This window comes from Pantoea sp. GM_Pan_3, assembly GCF_026541045.1.
GTDB classification, from domain to species: domain Bacteria; phylum Pseudomonadota; class Gammaproteobacteria; order Enterobacterales; family Enterobacteriaceae; genus Pantoea; species Pantoea anthophila.
The window spans coordinates 1,232,174-1,249,277 of the sequence record NZ_JALNVA010000001.1; the positions used below are offsets into that span (position 1 = coordinate 1,232,174).

General features: G+C 54.5%; 12 protein-coding genes and 1 pseudogene. All 13 read right to left on the reverse strand.

Annotation, left to right across the window (positions count from 1 at the left end; all coding sequences use genetic code 11):
- Position 1: 1 nt before the first annotated feature.
- Positions 2–886: an ABC transporter permease subunit gene (locus tag OXR04_RS05840; protein WP_046101680.1), complete on the reverse strand. Its 885-nt coding sequence runs from the start codon at positions 884–886 to the stop codon at positions 2–4.
- Positions 883–1,815: an ABC transporter permease subunit gene (locus tag OXR04_RS05845; protein WP_167428321.1), complete on the reverse strand. Its 933-nt coding sequence runs from the start codon at positions 1,813–1,815 to the stop codon at positions 883–885. The genes OXR04_RS05840 and OXR04_RS05845 overlap by 4 nt, the downstream gene beginning before the upstream one ends.
- A gap of 83 nt (positions 1,816–1,898) precedes the next feature.
- On the reverse strand, positions 1,899–3,440 hold the full coding sequence (locus tag OXR04_RS05850) for a glutathione ABC transporter substrate-binding protein (protein WP_267369436.1): 1,542 nt from the start codon (positions 3,438–3,440) through the stop codon (positions 1,899–1,901).
- Between the two features lie 22 nt (positions 3,441–3,462).
- Positions 3,463–5,328, reverse strand: a complete 1,866-nt coding sequence (locus tag OXR04_RS05855) for an ABC transporter ATP-binding protein (RefSeq protein ID WP_267369437.1) — start codon at positions 5,326–5,328, stop codon at positions 3,463–3,465.
- 15 nt (positions 5,329–5,343) lie between these two features.
- A complete protein-coding gene (gene dgcA / locus OXR04_RS05860) occupies positions 5,344–6,309 on the reverse strand; it encodes an N-acetyl-D-Glu racemase DgcA (protein ID WP_267369438.1) in 966 nt (321 codons plus the stop codon).
- Between the two features lies 1 nt (position 6,310).
- Entirely contained in the window at positions 6,311–7,318 is a 1,008-nt protein-coding gene (gene dgcN / locus OXR04_RS05865) for an N-acetyltransferase DgcN (RefSeq protein ID WP_267369439.1), read from the reverse strand.
- Positions 7,319–7,667: 349 nt separating this feature from the next.
- Positions 7,668–8,753 (reverse strand): annotated as a pseudogene (gene tri1 / locus OXR04_RS05870) (ADP-ribosylarginine hydrolase Tri1).
- 217 nt (positions 8,754–8,970) lie between these two features.
- Entirely contained in the window at positions 8,971–9,744 is a 774-nt protein-coding gene (locus OXR04_RS05875; protein ID WP_267369440.1) for a hypothetical protein, read from the reverse strand.
- A 343-nt stretch (positions 9,745–10,087) separates the two neighbouring features.
- A complete protein-coding gene (locus OXR04_RS05880) occupies positions 10,088–10,489 on the reverse strand; it encodes a hypothetical protein (protein ID WP_265136296.1) in 402 nt (133 codons plus the stop codon).
- A gap of 1 nt (position 10,490) precedes the next feature.
- A complete protein-coding gene (locus OXR04_RS05885; protein WP_267369441.1) occupies positions 10,491–14,873 on the reverse strand; it encodes an RHS repeat-associated core domain-containing protein in 4,383 nt (1,460 codons plus the stop codon).
- Positions 14,874–14,876: 3 nt separating this feature from the next.
- Entirely contained in the window at positions 14,877–15,317 is a 441-nt protein-coding gene (locus OXR04_RS05890; protein ID WP_009090722.1) for a DcrB-related protein, read from the reverse strand.
- A gap of 14 nt (positions 15,318–15,331) precedes the next feature.
- Positions 15,332–16,180: a hypothetical protein gene (locus OXR04_RS05895; protein WP_267369442.1), complete on the reverse strand. Its 849-nt coding sequence runs from the start codon at positions 16,178–16,180 to the stop codon at positions 15,332–15,334.
- A gap of 205 nt (positions 16,181–16,385) precedes the next feature.
- On the reverse strand, positions 16,386–17,102 hold the full coding sequence (locus OXR04_RS05900; RefSeq protein WP_267369443.1) for a hypothetical protein: 717 nt from the start codon (positions 17,100–17,102) through the stop codon (positions 16,386–16,388).
- Positions 17,103–17,104: the final 2 nt, after the last annotated feature.

The following is a 17,104-nucleotide window of genomic DNA, read 5'->3' on the forward strand; positions in this document are numbered from 1 at the left end:
GTCAGCCCTTGAGTTTGGGATCGAGGGTGTCGCGCAGCGCATCCCCAAGCAGGTTAAAGGCCAGCACGGTCAGAAAGATCGCCAGCCCCGGAAAGACGCTCATATGCCAGGCACCGGCCATCATCATGCTGCGGCTCATCGCCAGAATATTGCCCCATTCAGGCACGTCAGGTTCCGGGCCCAGTCCGATAAAGCTCAGGCCCGCCGCCGTAAGAATACTGGTGCCAATGCGCATGGTGAAATAGACAATCACGCTGGAGAGCGTGCCGGGCAGAATATGCCGCAGAATAATCACCCGGTCTGGCGCACCGGCGCAGCGCACCGCCTCAACATACGCCGCCTGTCGCAGTGAAAGCGTCGAAGCACGCACGATACGGGCAAAGACCGGTACGCTGAACACCGCGACCGCGATGATGACATTGTTCAGGCCCGTTCCCAGCAGCGCCACCACCGCGATGGCCAGCAGCATGCCGGGAAAGGCGAACAGCACGTCGGCGCCGCGCATAATCAGCATATCGATCCAGCGGCCATAGTAGCCGGCCAGTAAACCCAGAATCACCCCGGCGATCATGCCCAGCGTGACCGACAGCACCCCGACATAGAGCGAGATGCGGGCACCGTAAATAATCCGGCTCAGCAGGTCACGCCCCAGCTCGTCGGTCCCCATCCAGTGGGCGGCCGTTGGCGGCGACGATAACGCCATCCAGTCCGGTGCCATCGGGTCCCAGGGGGCCAGCCAGGGCGCAAAGAGGGCGACCACAATCAGCAGCAGCACAAATCCGCCCGACACCAGCGCCAGGGGATTACGCACAAAGGCGTGCAGGAAGTCGCGCCAGGGTGAACGAATGATCTGTGGCGGGTTTTCAGTCAGTGATGACGAACTCATCTCGGCTCCTGTCGCAAACGAATGGCCGGATTGACGACTGCATAGAGCAGATCGACCAGCAGGTTAATCACGATAAATTCAAACACGAACAGCATCACCAGCGCCTGAATGACCGGCTGGTCCTGCGCCTTGATCGACTCAATCAGTAACCAGCCCAGACCAGGCCAGTTGAAGACGCTCTCCACGACGATAGAGCCCCCCAGCAGAAAACCGAACTGCAGGCCCAGCATGGTGATCACCGGGATGAGTGCGTTGCGCATCACATGTTTCCACGTCACCAGCCGTTTTCGCAGCCCTTTCGCTTTTGCGGTGCGCACGTAATCTTCCTGCGCCACTTCAAGAAAGGCCGAACGGGTAAAGCGCGCCATCACGGCCGCCACCGACGACCCCAGGGTGATGGCAGGCAGGACAATATCGCTGGCCCTGTTAAAGCCGCTGACTGAAAAGAGCCCAAACGGCATCGCGACGAACTGGATCAGCAGCAACCCCAGCCAGAAGACGGGCATGGAGATGCCGCCGACGGCCACGCTCATCAATGTCCAGTCCTGCCATTTCCCCCGTTTCAGCGCCGCCAGAACGCCGAAGAGCAGGCCGAGGATCACGGACCAGGTAAACCCTGCGAGGGCGAGCCACAGTGTCGGCATGAATCCCTGCGCGATCACCTGCCGCACCGGTTGCTGCGTGCGGTAGGTGATGCCGAGATCGCCCTGCAGCAGGCTGCCGACCCAGTGGAGATACTGCTGCGGCAGCGGATCGTTCAGCCCGAGATGCTGACGTGCCGCCTCTACCGCCTCGATGGGCGCATCCGGTCCGGCATAGATGCGCGCCGGATCGCCCGGCAGCAGCTTGATAAAACCGAAAACCAGCAGCGAGACCACCAGCAAAACCGGGATCATCTCGAGCAATCGGCGAAGGATATATGCAAACATGCGATTCCCTGAAACAGAGGTGCGACGGGCCTTTCCACGCCCTTCTCCCGCATGGGGTCAGGGGCGTGGGGGAAGAAATCGTCTTATTTAAAGGACGCCTGAGTGAATATGAAATTGCCATCAGGCAGCATTGAAACGCCGCTCAGGTTGCTGCGCTTGCCCACCAGGTTGTCTGGCGTGCCAAGAAAGGCTACCGGTGCCGCTTTCCATAGCGCCGTCTGGGCCTGCGCATAGGCGATGCCACGCTTCGCCGCATCGGCCGTCACCAGCCCGGCGGCGATCGCTTTGTCCACTTCCGGGTTGCTGAAGTAGGAGACATTATAGGAGGTCGGCACCCAGGACTCGGAGGCAAACAGCGGGCGCAGCGCCCAGTCCGCATCGCCGGTAGAGGTCGACCAGCCGCCATAATAAAGGTCAAACTCCGCCATTTTCGGATCCTTTACGCCCCACAATTTTGCATTGCGCGTTCCTGAATCCATCGGGGTAACCGTGGCACGAATACCCACCGCGGCCAGCTGTGCCTTCAGCACCTGACCGGCTCGCACGGCGGCCGTGGCATTGGTGACCCAGAGCTTGAGATCCAGCCCCTGCGGATAGCCTGCCGCTTTCAGCAGGGCTTTGGCCTTATCGGGTGCGTAGTGGTAATCGGGGTCAGTTTGTTTCTGATAGAACTGCACCCCTTCCGGCATGGCGGAGGTGGCCGGTTTACCCAGACCGGCAAAGGCCACTTTCAGCCACAGATTACGGTCAATCGCATAGTTGATGGCTTGACGCACGCGAACATCCGCCAGCGGCTTGTGCTGCGTGTTCATCGCCATGTAATAGAGATAGATGCTCGGATCGCGCTGCACCGTCAGATGGCTGTCCTGCTGCACCGCCGCAATGAGGTCGGACGGCAGTGGCCAGATGGCATCCACCTGCCCCGATTTTAACGCCGCAACGCGTGTCGCATCTTCCGGGCTTGGCGAGAAGATCACCTGGTCGACTTTCGGCCACCCCGCCTGCCAGTAACCCGCATACTTCGCCATCGTCACGGCTTTGCCCGGTTTCCAGTCGACAAATTTAAACGGACCGGTTCCTACCGGATGCAGCCGGAGCTGGGCTTCGTCCGGGTATTGCTTCAGGATCGCCGGGCTCCACATCACCGCCGAGGGGTGCGCCAGCGTGTTAATAAAAGCACCAAACGACTGATTCAGGTCGATTCTGACCTGGTCGGGTGCCAGCGCCGTCACCCTGTCGATCATTTTGTAGAGGCTGTTGCGCTTCAGCCCTTTTTTCTGGTCAGCCAGACGATCGAGGTTGGCTTTGACGGCTTCCGCATCAAAAGGGGTGCCATCCTGGAAGGTGACGCCCTTGCGCAGCGTCAGGGTAAATTCGGTCGCGCTCTCATTGGCGGTATAACCGGTCGCCAGCCAGGGTTGCAGCTTCATCTGCGGATCAAACTGGAACAGGCGTTCAAAGATACCGCTCTGTACGGAGTAGCTGATGTTATCCGAGGTGTCGTGCGGGTCCAGCCCCGTGATATCGGCATACATGGAGATACGCAGATCCTGCGCCTGCGCAGCAGAGACCAGCATCGTCGTCAGGGCGAAGGCGAGTGAGGTACGGCGAAAAATGGGTTTCATGAAATCTCCTGGTCGTTGAGGATTATCGCAATGCAATGCCGTCAGCGACCCAGTGCTGAGGCGCAACCTGTCGATAACGGGGCTTAGTGACCGTTTCGCCCACCTTACGTAACGGCGAAGGGATCTCGCTGTCATCGACAAGGCGGGGCTGACGGTTCTCAGGATCGGCTACCGGCACGGAGGCCAGCAGACGCTGGGTATAGGGGTGCTGCGGATGATTAAATACCGACTGGCGCGGTCCCAGTTCCACAATCTGGCCGAGGTACATCACCGCCACGCGATTCGCAATGCGCTCTACCACCGCCATATCGTGAGAGATGAAGATCCACGCCACGCCGGTCTGCTGCTGGAGGTCCATCATCAGATTGACCACCTGCGCCTGAATCGAGACGTCGAGGGCTGAGACCGCCTCGTCGGCGATAATGACTTTCGGCTTCAGTGCCATGGCGCGGGCGATGGCAATCCGCTGGCGCTGCCCGCCCGAAAATTCGTGCGGATAGCGACGCGCATGCTCCGGCAGCAGGCCGACGCTCTTCAGCAGCGCATCGATCTGCGGCGAAGCCTCCTCCAGCGATTTCACGATGCCGTGCAGGAGCAACGGCTCGGCGATGGTGAAACCCACGGTCAGGCGGGGATTCAGTGAGGCGTAGGGATCCTGAAAGACCATCTGAATTTCACGGCGGAGCGGCTGGAATGCCGCCTCTTTCAGGTCGGAGATCTCTCTTCCCTCAAAGTGAATGCTTTCGGCCTCACTGCTGATGAGGCGCATCAGTGCGCGTCCGGTGGTCGATTTGCCGCAGCCGCTTTCACCCACGATGGCCAGGGTTTCACCGGGCCACAGCGTGAAATCAATCTGCTCGACCGCATGCACATGGTGCGTCAGGCTCGATAAGATGCCGCTGCGGATCGGGTAGTAGACTTTTAACCCGCGCACATCGAGCAGCGGCGCCACGTCGTAGCGCGCGGTCTGCTGTTCGCGTTGCACCGCATCGCGGGCACCCGGCAGAGGAAAACGTTGCGGCCAGTCGTGCTCCCGCATATCACCCAGTCTGGGCACGGCCGCCAGTAATGCTTTGGTATAAGCGTGCTGCGGAGCGGCAAAAATCTCAGAGACGGTGCCCTGCTCGATGACTTCGCCGCGCAGCATCACCACTACCCGATCGGCGATTTCTGCCACCACGCCCATATCATGAGTGATAAACAGCACCGCCATCTGTTTCTCGCGTTGCAGTTCCCGCAGGATATGCAGAATACGCGCCTGCACGGTGACATCCAGCGCGGTGGTCGGCTCGTCGGCGATCAGGAGCTGCGGGTCACAGGCCAGCGCCTGCGCAATCATGACACGCTGCCGCATCCCACCGGACAGCGAGTGCGGATAGCTTTTCATGACGCGATCCACATCGGCGATACGCACCTGTCGCAGCAGTTCACGCACGCGCGCCTGCGCCTCTTTTCTGCTGCACTGCTGGTGATCGCGTAACGCTTCGGTAAGCTGATCGTCAATGCGCAGCACCGGATTCAGCGAGGTCATGGGCTCCTGAAAGATCATCGCCATTTCACGGCCCCGCAACGCGCGACGCTGATTCTCATCCAGCGTTTCCAGTGCATGCACGTTTCCACTGCGATCGCGAAACTGCATGCTGCCGCGATCGATACGGCCGCCGTTTGCCAGTAAGCCCATCACCGCCAGCGACGTAACAGATTTACCGGAGCCGCTTTCACCCACCACGGCGACAATCTCACCCGGATTGATGGCAAAACTGATCCCCCTGAGAGCCTGATTCTCACCGCTGCGTCCCCGAAACGAGACGCTGAGATCCTGAATCGCCAGCACGGGAGAGGCAGAGGCTGTGCGCGCTGCAGAAGAGGTAAGTCGTGTGTCCGTCATCGTCGCCTCGCAAAGTTATAGCCAGATGCGGCCCTGGGAGTAGCTCAAAAAAGGAGAACTGTCGGCGGCCAGCCAGATGGGGCCATCCAGGTCGATGAACTCCGCATTGACCGCGACGGGTAAGGCGGCCTCCATCGCCAGTGACGAACCCAGCATGCAGCCAACCATAACGCGCATATTCTGCGCCCGGGCCGCCTCCACCATCGCCAGCGCTTCGGTCAGGCCCCCGCACTTATCGAGTTTGATGTTGACCATCTCGTAACGATCGCGCAGTTCCGCAATATCGGCCCGCGTATGACAACTCTCATCGGCACAGACCGGGATGGGATGCTTAAAGCGTTGCAGGTCATGATCCTGTCCGGCGGGCAGCGGTTGCTCCACCATCGCGATGCTGAAGGCCTTCAGTGCCACCAGCAGGCTCTCCAGGTCCAGCCCCGACCAGGCTTCATTGGCATCGATAATAAGCGTGGCGCGCGGTGCCGCCGCACGGATCGCGGCGACCTTTTCCAGAACCGCATCGCGGTCGAGCTTAATCTTGAGCAGGATGGCCCCGCGAGAGACGGCCTCTGCCGCCGCGAGCGCCATATTTTCCTGCGTGTCGAGGCTGAGGGTTTCGGCCGTCACCACCGACGGTGGCTGAGGGCACTGGCTCTTCTGCCACAGCGTCTGATGCGTCCGTGCGGCGTCGAGTCGCCATAGCGCACAGTCCAGCACGTTGCGTGCGGCGCCGGCGGGTAAGCGCTGTTGCAGATCGTCATGGCTCAGGCCCGCCTCCACTTCGGCACGCACGGCTTCAAGCATCGCCTGCACGCTTTCGGGCGTCTCACCGTAGCGGGCCGTCGGAGTGCATTCGCCCTGCCCGATGAACCCGTTTTGCTCCAGGGTGACCCGGATGACCGTCACGGCGGTCCGGGTACCGCGTGCGATAGCAAAGGGGCGCGCCAGCGGCAATGCCACCACATCGATCTGCATCGTTCTCATTTCAGCCACGCTCCTGAAGCAGCGCGGCGATCCCGTCGATACCAAAACGCACAGGATCGGTTGCCGGCAGCCCAAACTCAGCGGTGATTTCAGCGCAATACGCGAGCGCCTCTTCTTCGCTGTAATTTGAGGTGTTAATCGCAAAGCCTGCGAGCTGTACCGACTCACTGGTCACCTGCGCGGCGCGCAGATTGGCTTCAACGCACTCCTTCAGGCTGACCATCGGCTGGTGGGGCAAATGACGCATATGCGGGCGTCCCATTTCATGACACATGACCAGCCAGTGCGGTTGCGCACCGTGCATCAGCCCCATACTCACGCCCGCATAAGAGGGATGGAACAGTGAGCCCTGCCCTTCGACGATGTCCCAGTGGTCCGCGTCATTCGCGGGTGACAGCGCTTCTGCCGCGCCAGCAATAAAATCCGCGATGACCGCATCCACAGCAATGCCCTCACCCGCGACCAGAATGCCGGTCTGGCCCGTAGCGCGAAAATCGGCTTTCATGCCGCGCGCACGCATCGCTGCCTCCAGCGCCAGGGAGGTGTACATCTTGCCCACTGAGCAGTCCGTACCGACGGTCAGGATGCGCTTACCTGAACGCTTCTTGCCGCTGCCAACACTCAGCGTTGGACGCATATGGCGCAGGTCAAACAGCGAAACGCCCGACGCCTGCGCAAGCGCGACCAGCTCCGGTTCGTCTACCAGTCGGTGATGCAGACCACTGGCCACATTCATGCCTGCTTTGATGGCACTTTTAATGGTTTCCAGCCAGTGCGCAGAAAGATAGCCCCCTGCGTTGGCGGTACCCAGCACCAGGGTTTTTGCGCCACGCGCTTTGGCACCGGGAATATCCAGTTCATCCAGACCCAGACTGACTGTGCAGCCCGGCAGTTTGATTTCGCCAACGCACTGCTCCGGCCGCCAGATATGAATACCGCGCGCCGTTTTTGCCGCAAGGGGATCGGTCACATCGCCAAGAAAGAGTAAATAGGGTTGTGGAATTAGCATGTTGTCTCTCGTTTCAGCCAAAAGATCAGGTTCTGAAACCACTATTTCATGCGTTCTGAAAGGTGACGAATGCTTGTTTAGCAGGAGGGTATAACGGCAGGTTATAGTGAGAGGTAAGAGTGATGATACGGGGATTAATCCGGCGGAAGTGAGCGTCAGATGGACTCAAACCGGGAGCGGGTCATAGGAAAAGAAGATGTTTGGGGCAGGCGTTTTGGATGGCGATTGGAAGGAGAAAGAACTTTCTCACCCGGGGCACTGGCGAGTGCATGAATGGCGGATGCCAGCGCCCCTGTCAGGCTGAGTCAGTGCTACAAAAAATCACTTACCTGACACAGAGGGAGCGGAATCACTCTGTTTCTTCCGGCGCGAGATTAAATAGCGTTTCTGCCATTGAGAGGATTCTGTCTTTTTGTACTATCTTCTCAACCCATTCCTGAGGTATACCTGACAGTCCATACAATGCGCCCGCTAACTGGCCTGCCGTCGCCGCTACGCTATCTGCATCATCAGCAAGATTTGCCGCCAGTAAAATGGCATCTTTGAAATTGTCTGTATGCCAGACGGCCCATAATGCTGCTTCCAGGGTGTCGATAACGTAACCGGAGGAGCGAATTTGGTCACGATGCTTTTCTTTATACTCACCGGCATTAATGATCAGAACTCTTACCATTAAAGACATTTTATGAGGCGCGAAGGCTTCATTTTTACCATAACCCATTAAAAGATAATGCAGGATGGCATTCAGATACTGGCAGCTATTGATTGATTCCGGAGCAGAGTGTGTAGCCCTGCTCTGAATAGCGGCATCTCTCCAGCCATCAATGAAAGATTTCCGTCTGAAAATAGCGACAGGGGCATGACGAATCAGGGCAGCATTCCCTGCGCTTTCAGGAGAGGCGTTGCCTGTCCAGTCTGACCCATGCCTGATAACCTGTTCAAGCGCATAACGGGTTGCATTACCAATATCGAAACAAACGCCATTCGAACTATTGTGGCCAGATTTATACCACTGGATTAATTTATCCCTGAAAAAAGCAGTGTCGCAGCTTTTCTGTTCAATGTACGTTTCTGCCAGACAGAGCGCCATTGACGTATCATCGGTTCATTCACCCGCCTTCAGCCTGAATGGGCCACCGCCAACCATATCGTTGATGTGAGAATTGTCGCGAGTCTGGAATTCCAGCGTGGTTCCCACTGCATCACCAACAGCGAGTCCCATGAGTAAACCTTTGGCTTTATCTAAAGCCTCAGCGTCCGTTAATCTTTGGTTAACTGTCTGCATCCACTCAGGTTTCGCTGGCTTTTCATCGGGCATCGGCTGATGTTCGTAAGCCATCCTGTTTCTGAGTTGAGGCGAAATTTCAGGAAGTAAATGGGCATATTTACGGGCGTAAATATTAAGATCAAAATCCGGCAATCTGAGGTCGATCATATAAATTCCTTAATCATACCTTAAAGAGAAATGCGCTCTATTTCAAAGCGATTTCCTTTTTTTCAACTGGTTGAGTTGTTTATGATGTATTTCATTGTGGATTGCTACAATTCTCATCCGGCAGCGGACATAAATCAACAGTAGGCTTTTGGCTTTATTTATCCTTTCCATCCATGATGTTTAGTGCCGCAAGGCATTACAATGCCAGCCTGTTAATTTATCCGGACACATCGTTCCACTGCCCCGTTTCTGAAACTAAAATCTTTCCATGAACGATAACGGAAAGAGTATTGATGACGTTATTGATAAGATAACTTGCATCATGATTCCGAAACATATAAGTAAGCACGGGGCAAGAAAGTTTACCGCAGTCACTTTCTATTGATTTACCTCTTAACCGGACTATCGCTCCGTCTGACTTCCTGACACCTTCGTAACTTACATCATTGCAATCAGAATCGGACATAATGAGTGGGGTTATTTTAATCCTGAAGTGCGTTGTTTCGAAATAGCGTGATTTCATGCTGTGCTTTTTCTGCGGATTCTTACATGCTGATGACATCTTTTTATCAAAACGCTGTTCCCAGCGAGCAATATCCTCCTGCATACTGCTCTTTTCTGGTGCGTTAGTGGCATAACGCACTTCATTGTTTTCAGGCGATAACCACGCAGCATAAATTTCACCATCAGGCTGTATAACAAACGCTGAAGCCTGCACAAGGTAAAGGTCCTTCAACCACCCCTCAGCGAATAACCCGCCCTTTTTAGTTTTATGAGGTTCACCAAATACATCAAAACTCTGACTAAATTCGCTATAGTCTTTGCCCAGCACGGATTTCAGGCTGGAAATAACCGCTTGGTTATCTAAGATAGTGGGAATTTTGGCCAAACTGTTGTACTGAGATAGTGCCCAGGAGTTATCAGAAGCTATAGCACCGGTTGTGATACATGAAAAAATAATCAAAAATATTGCTTTTCTAAAGGAGCTCACCGTTACCTGCCTGAATAAATATATTGGCCGACATTATCTTTGTAACCCTCTAAATTGTAAAACTATAGTTATGATATCAGAGTGCGTACCTTTTAAAGCCATCACCAAATCCCATTCTTATTTCAACAAATCTCAGCAATGCTCCGAATAAAATATTTACTAAGTCAAGATAAAATTCCATTGCAATAATTTCAGCCAACGACTGAATGAAAAAAACAAACAACAAAAATGCTTAATGCTGCATTGCCACTTAAAACCAGGCACATAGGAATGTCCAATGTGGCAATCACAGATTTGCATTCAAATTAGTTAATATTGAATCGAGCGGTGAAGCACAATAAAATCAAGCAGTTAATGACGCAAACCACTTCGCTTCATATTGATCTTGCTCAGATGGATCGGATGCTAACCCCTCATTTTCATAGTCGAATATATTAACTAAGTTTTCTCTACGCGCTGGAACGCCTAAAGTCGTTTCATAAGCACTCAACCCTTTGGTCATTTGCCTTGTCATTCTCGAAGGGATGACATTAACTTTAGCACCTTTGCAATAATAAACTATTTGCTTATCTAACTCTCTTATTTTTTTAAAGCACTCAAAAAAATCCTCACCGTCAGCATTTAACTGGCATTTATTTCCAATATAAACACTCATAGCGCATTTGTTATCAGATATCAGGTGAACCTCAACATCATGCACTATACCATCAGACATACAGGTTAAATTTATTTTTTTTAAACTCAAGTTACCCCCCCAAAAAATTTATAAAACTGAATCCTACAAAACTACCATCCCCGTTCACCGGAGTAACCCCTAAAATATCTTTACTTGAGATCCCACCGGGAACAGCCATTTCAACCTCATCAGGGAACGGAGTATCTTTACCCAACGCTTTGTTAACATCAATGGCGTTTTGTTGTGCTCGAATAGCATAAACAAAGCCTTTTTGTTCATCTCGTGCAGCAAAATTTTGCGCTACCTCTATATCGGATGATGTGCTGACGAAATGACTCGGTGGTGATCTGTTATCTCTGGCATGTAAAAGAAGATCTAAACTATCGCCAAGGGGTTTAAATCCTTCGCGAAAAATAACATTTGGTGCCCTTTTATCACCCCGATATAAAAAACCCGTTTCACACTTACTCAACCCCCACGGATCCACCCACCCCAGCGCATTCGGCGCATACTGGTAAAGGTTGATCCCGCCCGCCAGCCCTATCGGGTCCTGCTGGGTAAACCTTCCACTGTCCGGGTCATAATAACGAAACAGATTGTAGTGCAGTCCGGTTTCACGATCCAGGTACTGACCCTGCATACGCAGGTTCTGCTGAACGGCAGGCAGCCGCTGGCTGGACTCACGCAGCAGTTTGCCCCACGGGCTGTTGATCCCTTCCCAGGCTTTTTGCCCTTCCGCGTCAGTCAGCAGTTCCGGCATGCCGTTGGCCGCATTATGGAACCAGTAAATTTCCGGGCTTTCCACGCCATCAATACGGGCCAGCGGTTCATAGCTCTGGCTGTCGCTGTAAACGTAGGTCAGCGGAGTGCCGTCGTGGATTTCCTGCAACAGACGGTAGCCTTCCCAGACGAAGCGCGTCGTTACGGCGTTGCCAGATGGTCTTCCCTGTAACAGCTGCTGGCTGGTTTTACTGATGCGACGTCCCAGCGGATCGTAGCGGAAGCTCACCTTCGTGCGCGGTTTATTGCGGTCCCGCGGCTCGCTGATCACTTCTGTCAGGCGATGCTCACCATCGTAGCGATATCGCCAGCGGGTCTGGCCGTCATCTTTCTCAGTGGTGCGGCCATGAATATCGTACTGCCAGCGGATACCGTTAAGTCCGGTGACACGGTTGTGCATGACATGAGCGGCAGTATGGCGATCCAGCGGGTTGCCTGCGCCATCCCAGCGCCACTGCTCATTACCCGGCTGCGCACCGTCCTGGGACAACAGCCGGCCAGCGTTATCGTAGTGCCATAACGTCTGGCTGAACGGATTATCGTCACGCTCTTCGCGGATCAGATTGTTACCGTAATCGAAGTCGCGCCGGCGGGACCAGACGCGCGGCGCAGGACGCTGCGCGTCACCCCTGAACACGTCACGGCGGCGCAGTCTGCCTAAGCGGTCATATTCACTGCGCATGGTCAGGCCGCCCTGTGTGCGGCTCAGTTCCCGATGCAGCGTGTCACGGGTAAATTCCGTGACCGGCAGGTTGTCCAGTGCGATGCTCAGCAAATGGCCGCTACCGTAATAAAGCTGCTTCAGGTTGCGACCATCCGGCAGGGTTAAGGCCGTGCAGTTACCCAGCGCGTCATACGCCCACGCCAGTTCGCCCTGCTCCCCCTGTTCAGCAACGATGCGGCCCAGCGCATCATATTTAAAGGTAATCTCCTGCTCAGCCTGCTGGCTCCACTCGGTGTCAGACAGCGGCAGATGCTGCGACACTTTACCGAGCTGGCCGCCACCGCTGTAGTGATAGCGCGTCTGACCCTCCGGCGTGGTTCGCGCCAGCAGTTGCCCCGCATGACTCCAGTGGTAATGATGGGTGATGGCCTGAGGATGGCCGGCGGCAAAGGTACGTGATACGGTGCGGCCCGCCGCGTCATAGTCGTATCGCGTGGCAACACCATCCAGCCCCACCTGGGCCAGCAACAGAGAATCTGCCCCCCACTCGAACTGATACTGCTCGCCGTTCTCGTTTTTTAACGCCGTGAGGCGGCCACGGCTGTCCCAGCTTCGCTGAACCGTCTCGCCCTGTGCGTTGCGGTTGGCGATCAGTCGTCCGACATTGTCGTAACGGAATTCACTGCGCTTGCCATCCGCCGACTCATAGGCCAGCGGCAGGCCGTTTTCACTCCAGTGCAGTCGCTCTTCCCAGCCCTCTGCGCGCTCCAGCTGAAGAGGACGGCCTGCGGCGTCATAGTAATAACGGGTTTCTTCACCATCCGGCGCGGTGACAGAGCTAAGCCAGCCCAGAGGATGATAACGGTAGCGCGTGGTCAGCCCTGAACAGTCGGTTTCACGGATAACCTGTCCGGCATCGTTAAACTCCCGGCGATAGCTGTTACCTGCTGCGTCGATCTCTTCGACAACCAGTCCGGACTCATCCCGCTTATAGATCGTGCTTTGCCCGAGCGCATCAACGACGCGCTCAAGACCGTGATGGGGATCGTAATAGTATTTCGTCGTGGAACCATCCGCTCCGGCAACCACGGTGGGCAGCGCACGGTGTGACAGCCATTGCACCGCCTGCACACCGCCGTCAGCATCTTTCTCTTCAACGCGGTTGCCCAGATCGTCATAGGTGAAACTCACCGTGTTGCCGAGTGGATCGATGCGGCGCGTCAGGAGTTCGTTTTCATCCCACTCATAGCGCCACTTCTCGCCACGCTCATCGATGAAACAGGTAATGAGGCCCGCGGCGTTCCAGTGGTGTTCGCGCTGCTGACCGTCATAGGTCGACACGCGCGTGATGCCCGCCTCGAGATCGTAATGCATGCGGCAGCCGTCACCGCTACTGGTGCGGTTCTCAACTACGCGCCAGTGATCCAGCTTCTGCCAGCGGTATTCACTTTCCAGCCCGCCGGGCAGCTGATGCCAGACCATCAGTCCGTCGTCGTTGTAACGGAACCGGCGGGTAACAACGCCTGCCGCATCGGTCACGCTGGCAAGCTGGCCCTGTTGGCTGTAGGTCCAGCGCGTCAGAGGCCAGTGCTGCTCGCCATCAAAATGGCTGGCTGACGTCGGCCGTCGCGGATGCTGTCTGTCGTCGTAGTGCAGCGTGACGTCAATTGCCAGCGGCGCGTCATGGATTCGGACCAGACGGGCCTGTTCATCCCAGCCCGTCTCCAGCGCGTTGCCGTACTCGTCGCTGAGTGAAGCCAGCCGCAGCACCTGCGGATCGGCGGCCGTGCGCCGGTAAAGACGCCATACCGCACCGTCGTCATCGGCAATGGCGATATCGCCAGTCTCGCTGCGCCGCACCATCAGCCCTTCGCTGATGCTGTAGAGCACCTCTTTTTCACCGGGGACGTCAAAGCTCAGCTCGCGCCCGTTGTCATCAAACCAGGTTGCCCGGTTGCCTTCCAGCGTCAAATAGCTGTCAAACACCGTGGCCCAGCCCTGACCGAACAGGCCTGCGCGCTGAGTCAGGCTGTTATAGCTGCGCTGAAAACTGAGCGGGAAACGGCCGGGAAGAGAGAAATCGCGCTCGGCATCATCATTAAGGACCTTGACGCCGGTTGCGGCATGAACCGGGAACAGCGATGAGAAAGCGGCGTTGATGGACATATCCGCCATCATGCCGCCCGCCGCACCGGCCAGCGCGCAGGGCATATTTTTCAGGATCTGGCTGGGGCGACCGCGTATGAGCGAAAGGCCGATCATCATGACCGCGAGACCCGGCACCTTGCCACTTTTGATCTCTCTGACCGTAACGGTTTCACCCCCGATGATGACATTGGGGGAAACAGCATCACTTACCGTGGCGTCACAGGTCGTTTTGTCCTTTGCCCGCACCGCAGGCTGGCCATTGATAAAAACGCTTTTCGATCCCTGAGCCAGATACTGCGGCGCACTGTGTTTTTCACAGGCCACTTTATCCTGCTCAAGCGGAGAGCTCCCCGCATCGGCGGAGGCGACCGTGGGCTGCCACATAGCACTGCCGAACTGGCCCACCGCAGAGAGCAGCATGCCGCCGTAGTCCGCGAAGCTCTGCGGTGATTGCGGTTCCGGTGGCGGTGTCTCACCCGGCGTCATCATCCCGGCCGCGCGTGCGGCCATAAGACCATTCACGCGTACGTTGTCTGAACCGCTGGCGATCACCCCGGCGGGTGAAGGCGGGAATATCATGTCGCCCAGCCCTTCTGCCGCTTCAGAGATGTCGTCCGACAGGCCCGCAGCATTGGCTAACACACCGCCAATGATGCCGCTGAGCAGACAGCTGGAACCGATAGCGGCAACCCCGGCCGCCGCCATGCCGGCACCCAGTAAAGGCGCAGCCAGTGTTGCCGCCGCTCCTACCGCAGCCCCGATGACGGCATAAGCCGCCCCTTCAGCCACGACACTGGTGATATCAGCGAAAATGCTGGAGTGAATGATCTCGTCGCCCACGCGGGCCGCATGGTTATCCATAAGTTAATCTTTCCGTGGCGTATTCAGACTCAGGCTTTGTTTGAAAGCCTGCCAGCGCTGACCGTCTTCCTCATTGAATGGACGCATCGCGGAGAGCGTAAAAATCATAAAGATGTTCGACTCAGGAACCTGTGCAGCCAGCTGTTTCTGCCACACCTGTTGTCCGTTACGGTCAAACAGGGTTTCAACTTCTGTCGCAGGTAAGGTGTTATTCACACCGGCCATCACAGGAACAAATTCACTCTGCTGAATGTGCCCCATCTGGCTGCGCAATGTGTCCCACTGACGCTGAAACTCTTTTTCTGCATCACTGCCTTCTGCAATAACACCACGACTCACCACCCACGCCAGTCCACTGGCCTCATCGCGCAGAATGTTCATGGTGGTGTCCTGCCAGGCAGCAGGAAAAAGCGCAAAAGCGCCCTCATTGAATTGGTAATGCATATCGGATGTCCGTCTTATTCATTGTTTGTGGCAGGAGAATTCAGGTCGCGATAATCACCATCAACGTTATCGGCGTTAGTGAGTATCTGCGTATTATCACGCGCAACTTTAATATCAAAAAGTCGGTGCGAAATATCAGGGTCGCCACCGCAACTGATATCCCGATTATCTTCACGGATCGTGATGATATAGAAGTTTTTCTCACGGCTTTCATCGAGATCGTAACGCAGACATTTATCATCGAGAGTGGTCAGGTGCCAGGTATGAATGGCTTCGGTGGCGATGCCGATAGCCTGGTCAGGGCTGATTTCGCTTTGCTCTGCACCCGGGTCTGTTTTCAGCATGATGTCACTGACTTTTCCCTGAACGATATGGAACATCAACTGGTTTTTGCCCGACTGATAAACAAGCCAGTGCTGATTATCACTGTTATCTTCTTTTCCGGGTCCATAGGCTTGCTGAACCTTTTCCAGGCTGTCACCAACCATGATATTTCGGGCCGTCGGCACGCTGGCATTTCCCAAAAGAATCTCAGCCAGAATCGGGTGCATTCCCTTTCCTGCCGCCGCCGCGCTGAACAACTTAAACCCGTTATAGGTATGCTGGAAATATTTATATTGCTGATTATCAATCACTACCTCTCCAGCCAGATCGGAGCTCAGTGCCTCGCCTGCGCGTACGAAGCTTTCGTCACTCCAGGTATCACCGGGCGTGAAAACATAGTCATTAAGCAGAACCGAAAAATCACCCTCATTAAGAGCAGGAGCAAGCGACTCCGTGCCGGATTCAGCCCTGACAATGCAGGCTAAAAAGAGAAGAATAGGCACAATTATAAAGCTGGTTAATAAACGATTTACGATCATTATTTTTATCGAAGTTGGCAATTGCAAAAATAAAAAAATTTCATTCGCTAACTCAACGCGATCAAATTAACTCAAAAAAAATCAACGCATCAATAATATGCATGAGGTGGAGACGAAACATAACCACCTCAATAAACATCATAAATTAATCAACGTTACTAACATCTGAGTCGCAAAAAACTTTCGTTTGAGAAGAATAAAACCATCACTCCCACTTACCACTTTGCTCTACGAGTATTTTATTCTTCTGAGTTACTTTTAACACAAGCGGATCAAAGTTCACAATATAATTTACTCCGCTATTAGTGAAAATCATTCCATTAGCTTTATTTGAGTTGACAGGCTGCGTGGTTTTGCCTTCAAGAGTGATTTGTTTCCCGTCCTTATTTCTGAGACCTAAGTACTTAACTTTATTACATACAGTATAAAACTCTCCACAACCATTCACTAAAGTAATGGTAAAGTCAGATGTCGAGAAAGTTTTCATGCCCGATTTTAAATTTTCCTGGCTAACTTCCTTTTCGAGCGCGTAAGTTTTTGGAGCGTAAAACTCGCCATTTTCAGGGTCTTTAATTAAATTCCATAAAACTTTATCATCTTTAATTTCTAAATTTGCTTTGCCCTTTACTCCACCAAATGAAGAATTAAATTCAATCAAAGCTTTTTTATCATTTGCAGTGCCTTTGAGGTTGATGACATTATCCTCAGGACAATCTATTTTGTTGCCACCCCTGGTAACATAACAATAACTACCCGTGATGTTATTATTATCCTGTTTTAATTTCAACGTTAGAGTGGAGTATAATGATCCATTATCATTTTTTTCTTGCCCACTCCACTGACCAGTAAAGTCATCAGAAGCAAGCAGGGGTAATGAAGAGACTGACAGCAAAACCGCTAAGCTAAATCTAAATTTATTCATCT

Bases quoted from the DNA above. Each gene is read 5' to 3' on its own strand.
- OXR04_RS05895 (WP_267369442.1), bottom strand. From the start codon at position 16,180: ATGATCGTAAATCGTTTATTAACCAGCTTTATAATTGTGCCTATTCTT.
- dgcA (WP_267369438.1), bottom strand. From the start codon at position 6,309: ATGAGAACGATGCAGATCGATGTGGTGGCATTGCCGCTGGCGCGCCCC.
- dgcN (WP_267369439.1), bottom strand. From the start codon at position 7,318: ATGCTAATTCCACAACCCTATTTACTCTTTCTTGGCGATGTGACCGAT.
- OXR04_RS05855 (WP_267369437.1), bottom strand. From the start codon at position 5,328: ATGACGGACACACGACTTACCTCTTCTGCAGCGCGCACAGCCTCTGCC.
- OXR04_RS05900 (WP_267369443.1), bottom strand. From the start codon at position 17,102: ATGAATAAATTTAGATTTAGCTTAGCGGTTTTGCTGTCAGTCTCTTCA.
- OXR04_RS05845 (WP_167428321.1), bottom strand. From the start codon at position 1,815: ATGTTTGCATATATCCTTCGCCGATTGCTCGAGATGATCCCGGTTTTG.
- OXR04_RS05840 (WP_046101680.1), bottom strand. From the start codon at position 886: ATGAGTTCGTCATCACTGACTGAAAACCCGCCACAGATCATTCGTTCA.
- OXR04_RS05850 (WP_267369436.1), bottom strand. From the start codon at position 3,440: ATGAAACCCATTTTTCGCCGTACCTCACTCGCCTTCGCCCTGACGACG.
- OXR04_RS05890 (WP_009090722.1), bottom strand. From the start codon at position 15,317: ATGCATTACCAATTCAATGAGGGCGCTTTTGCGCTTTTTCCTGCTGCC.
- OXR04_RS05885 (WP_267369441.1), bottom strand. From the start codon at position 14,873: ATGGATAACCATGCGGCCCGCGTGGGCGACGAGATCATTCACTCCAGC.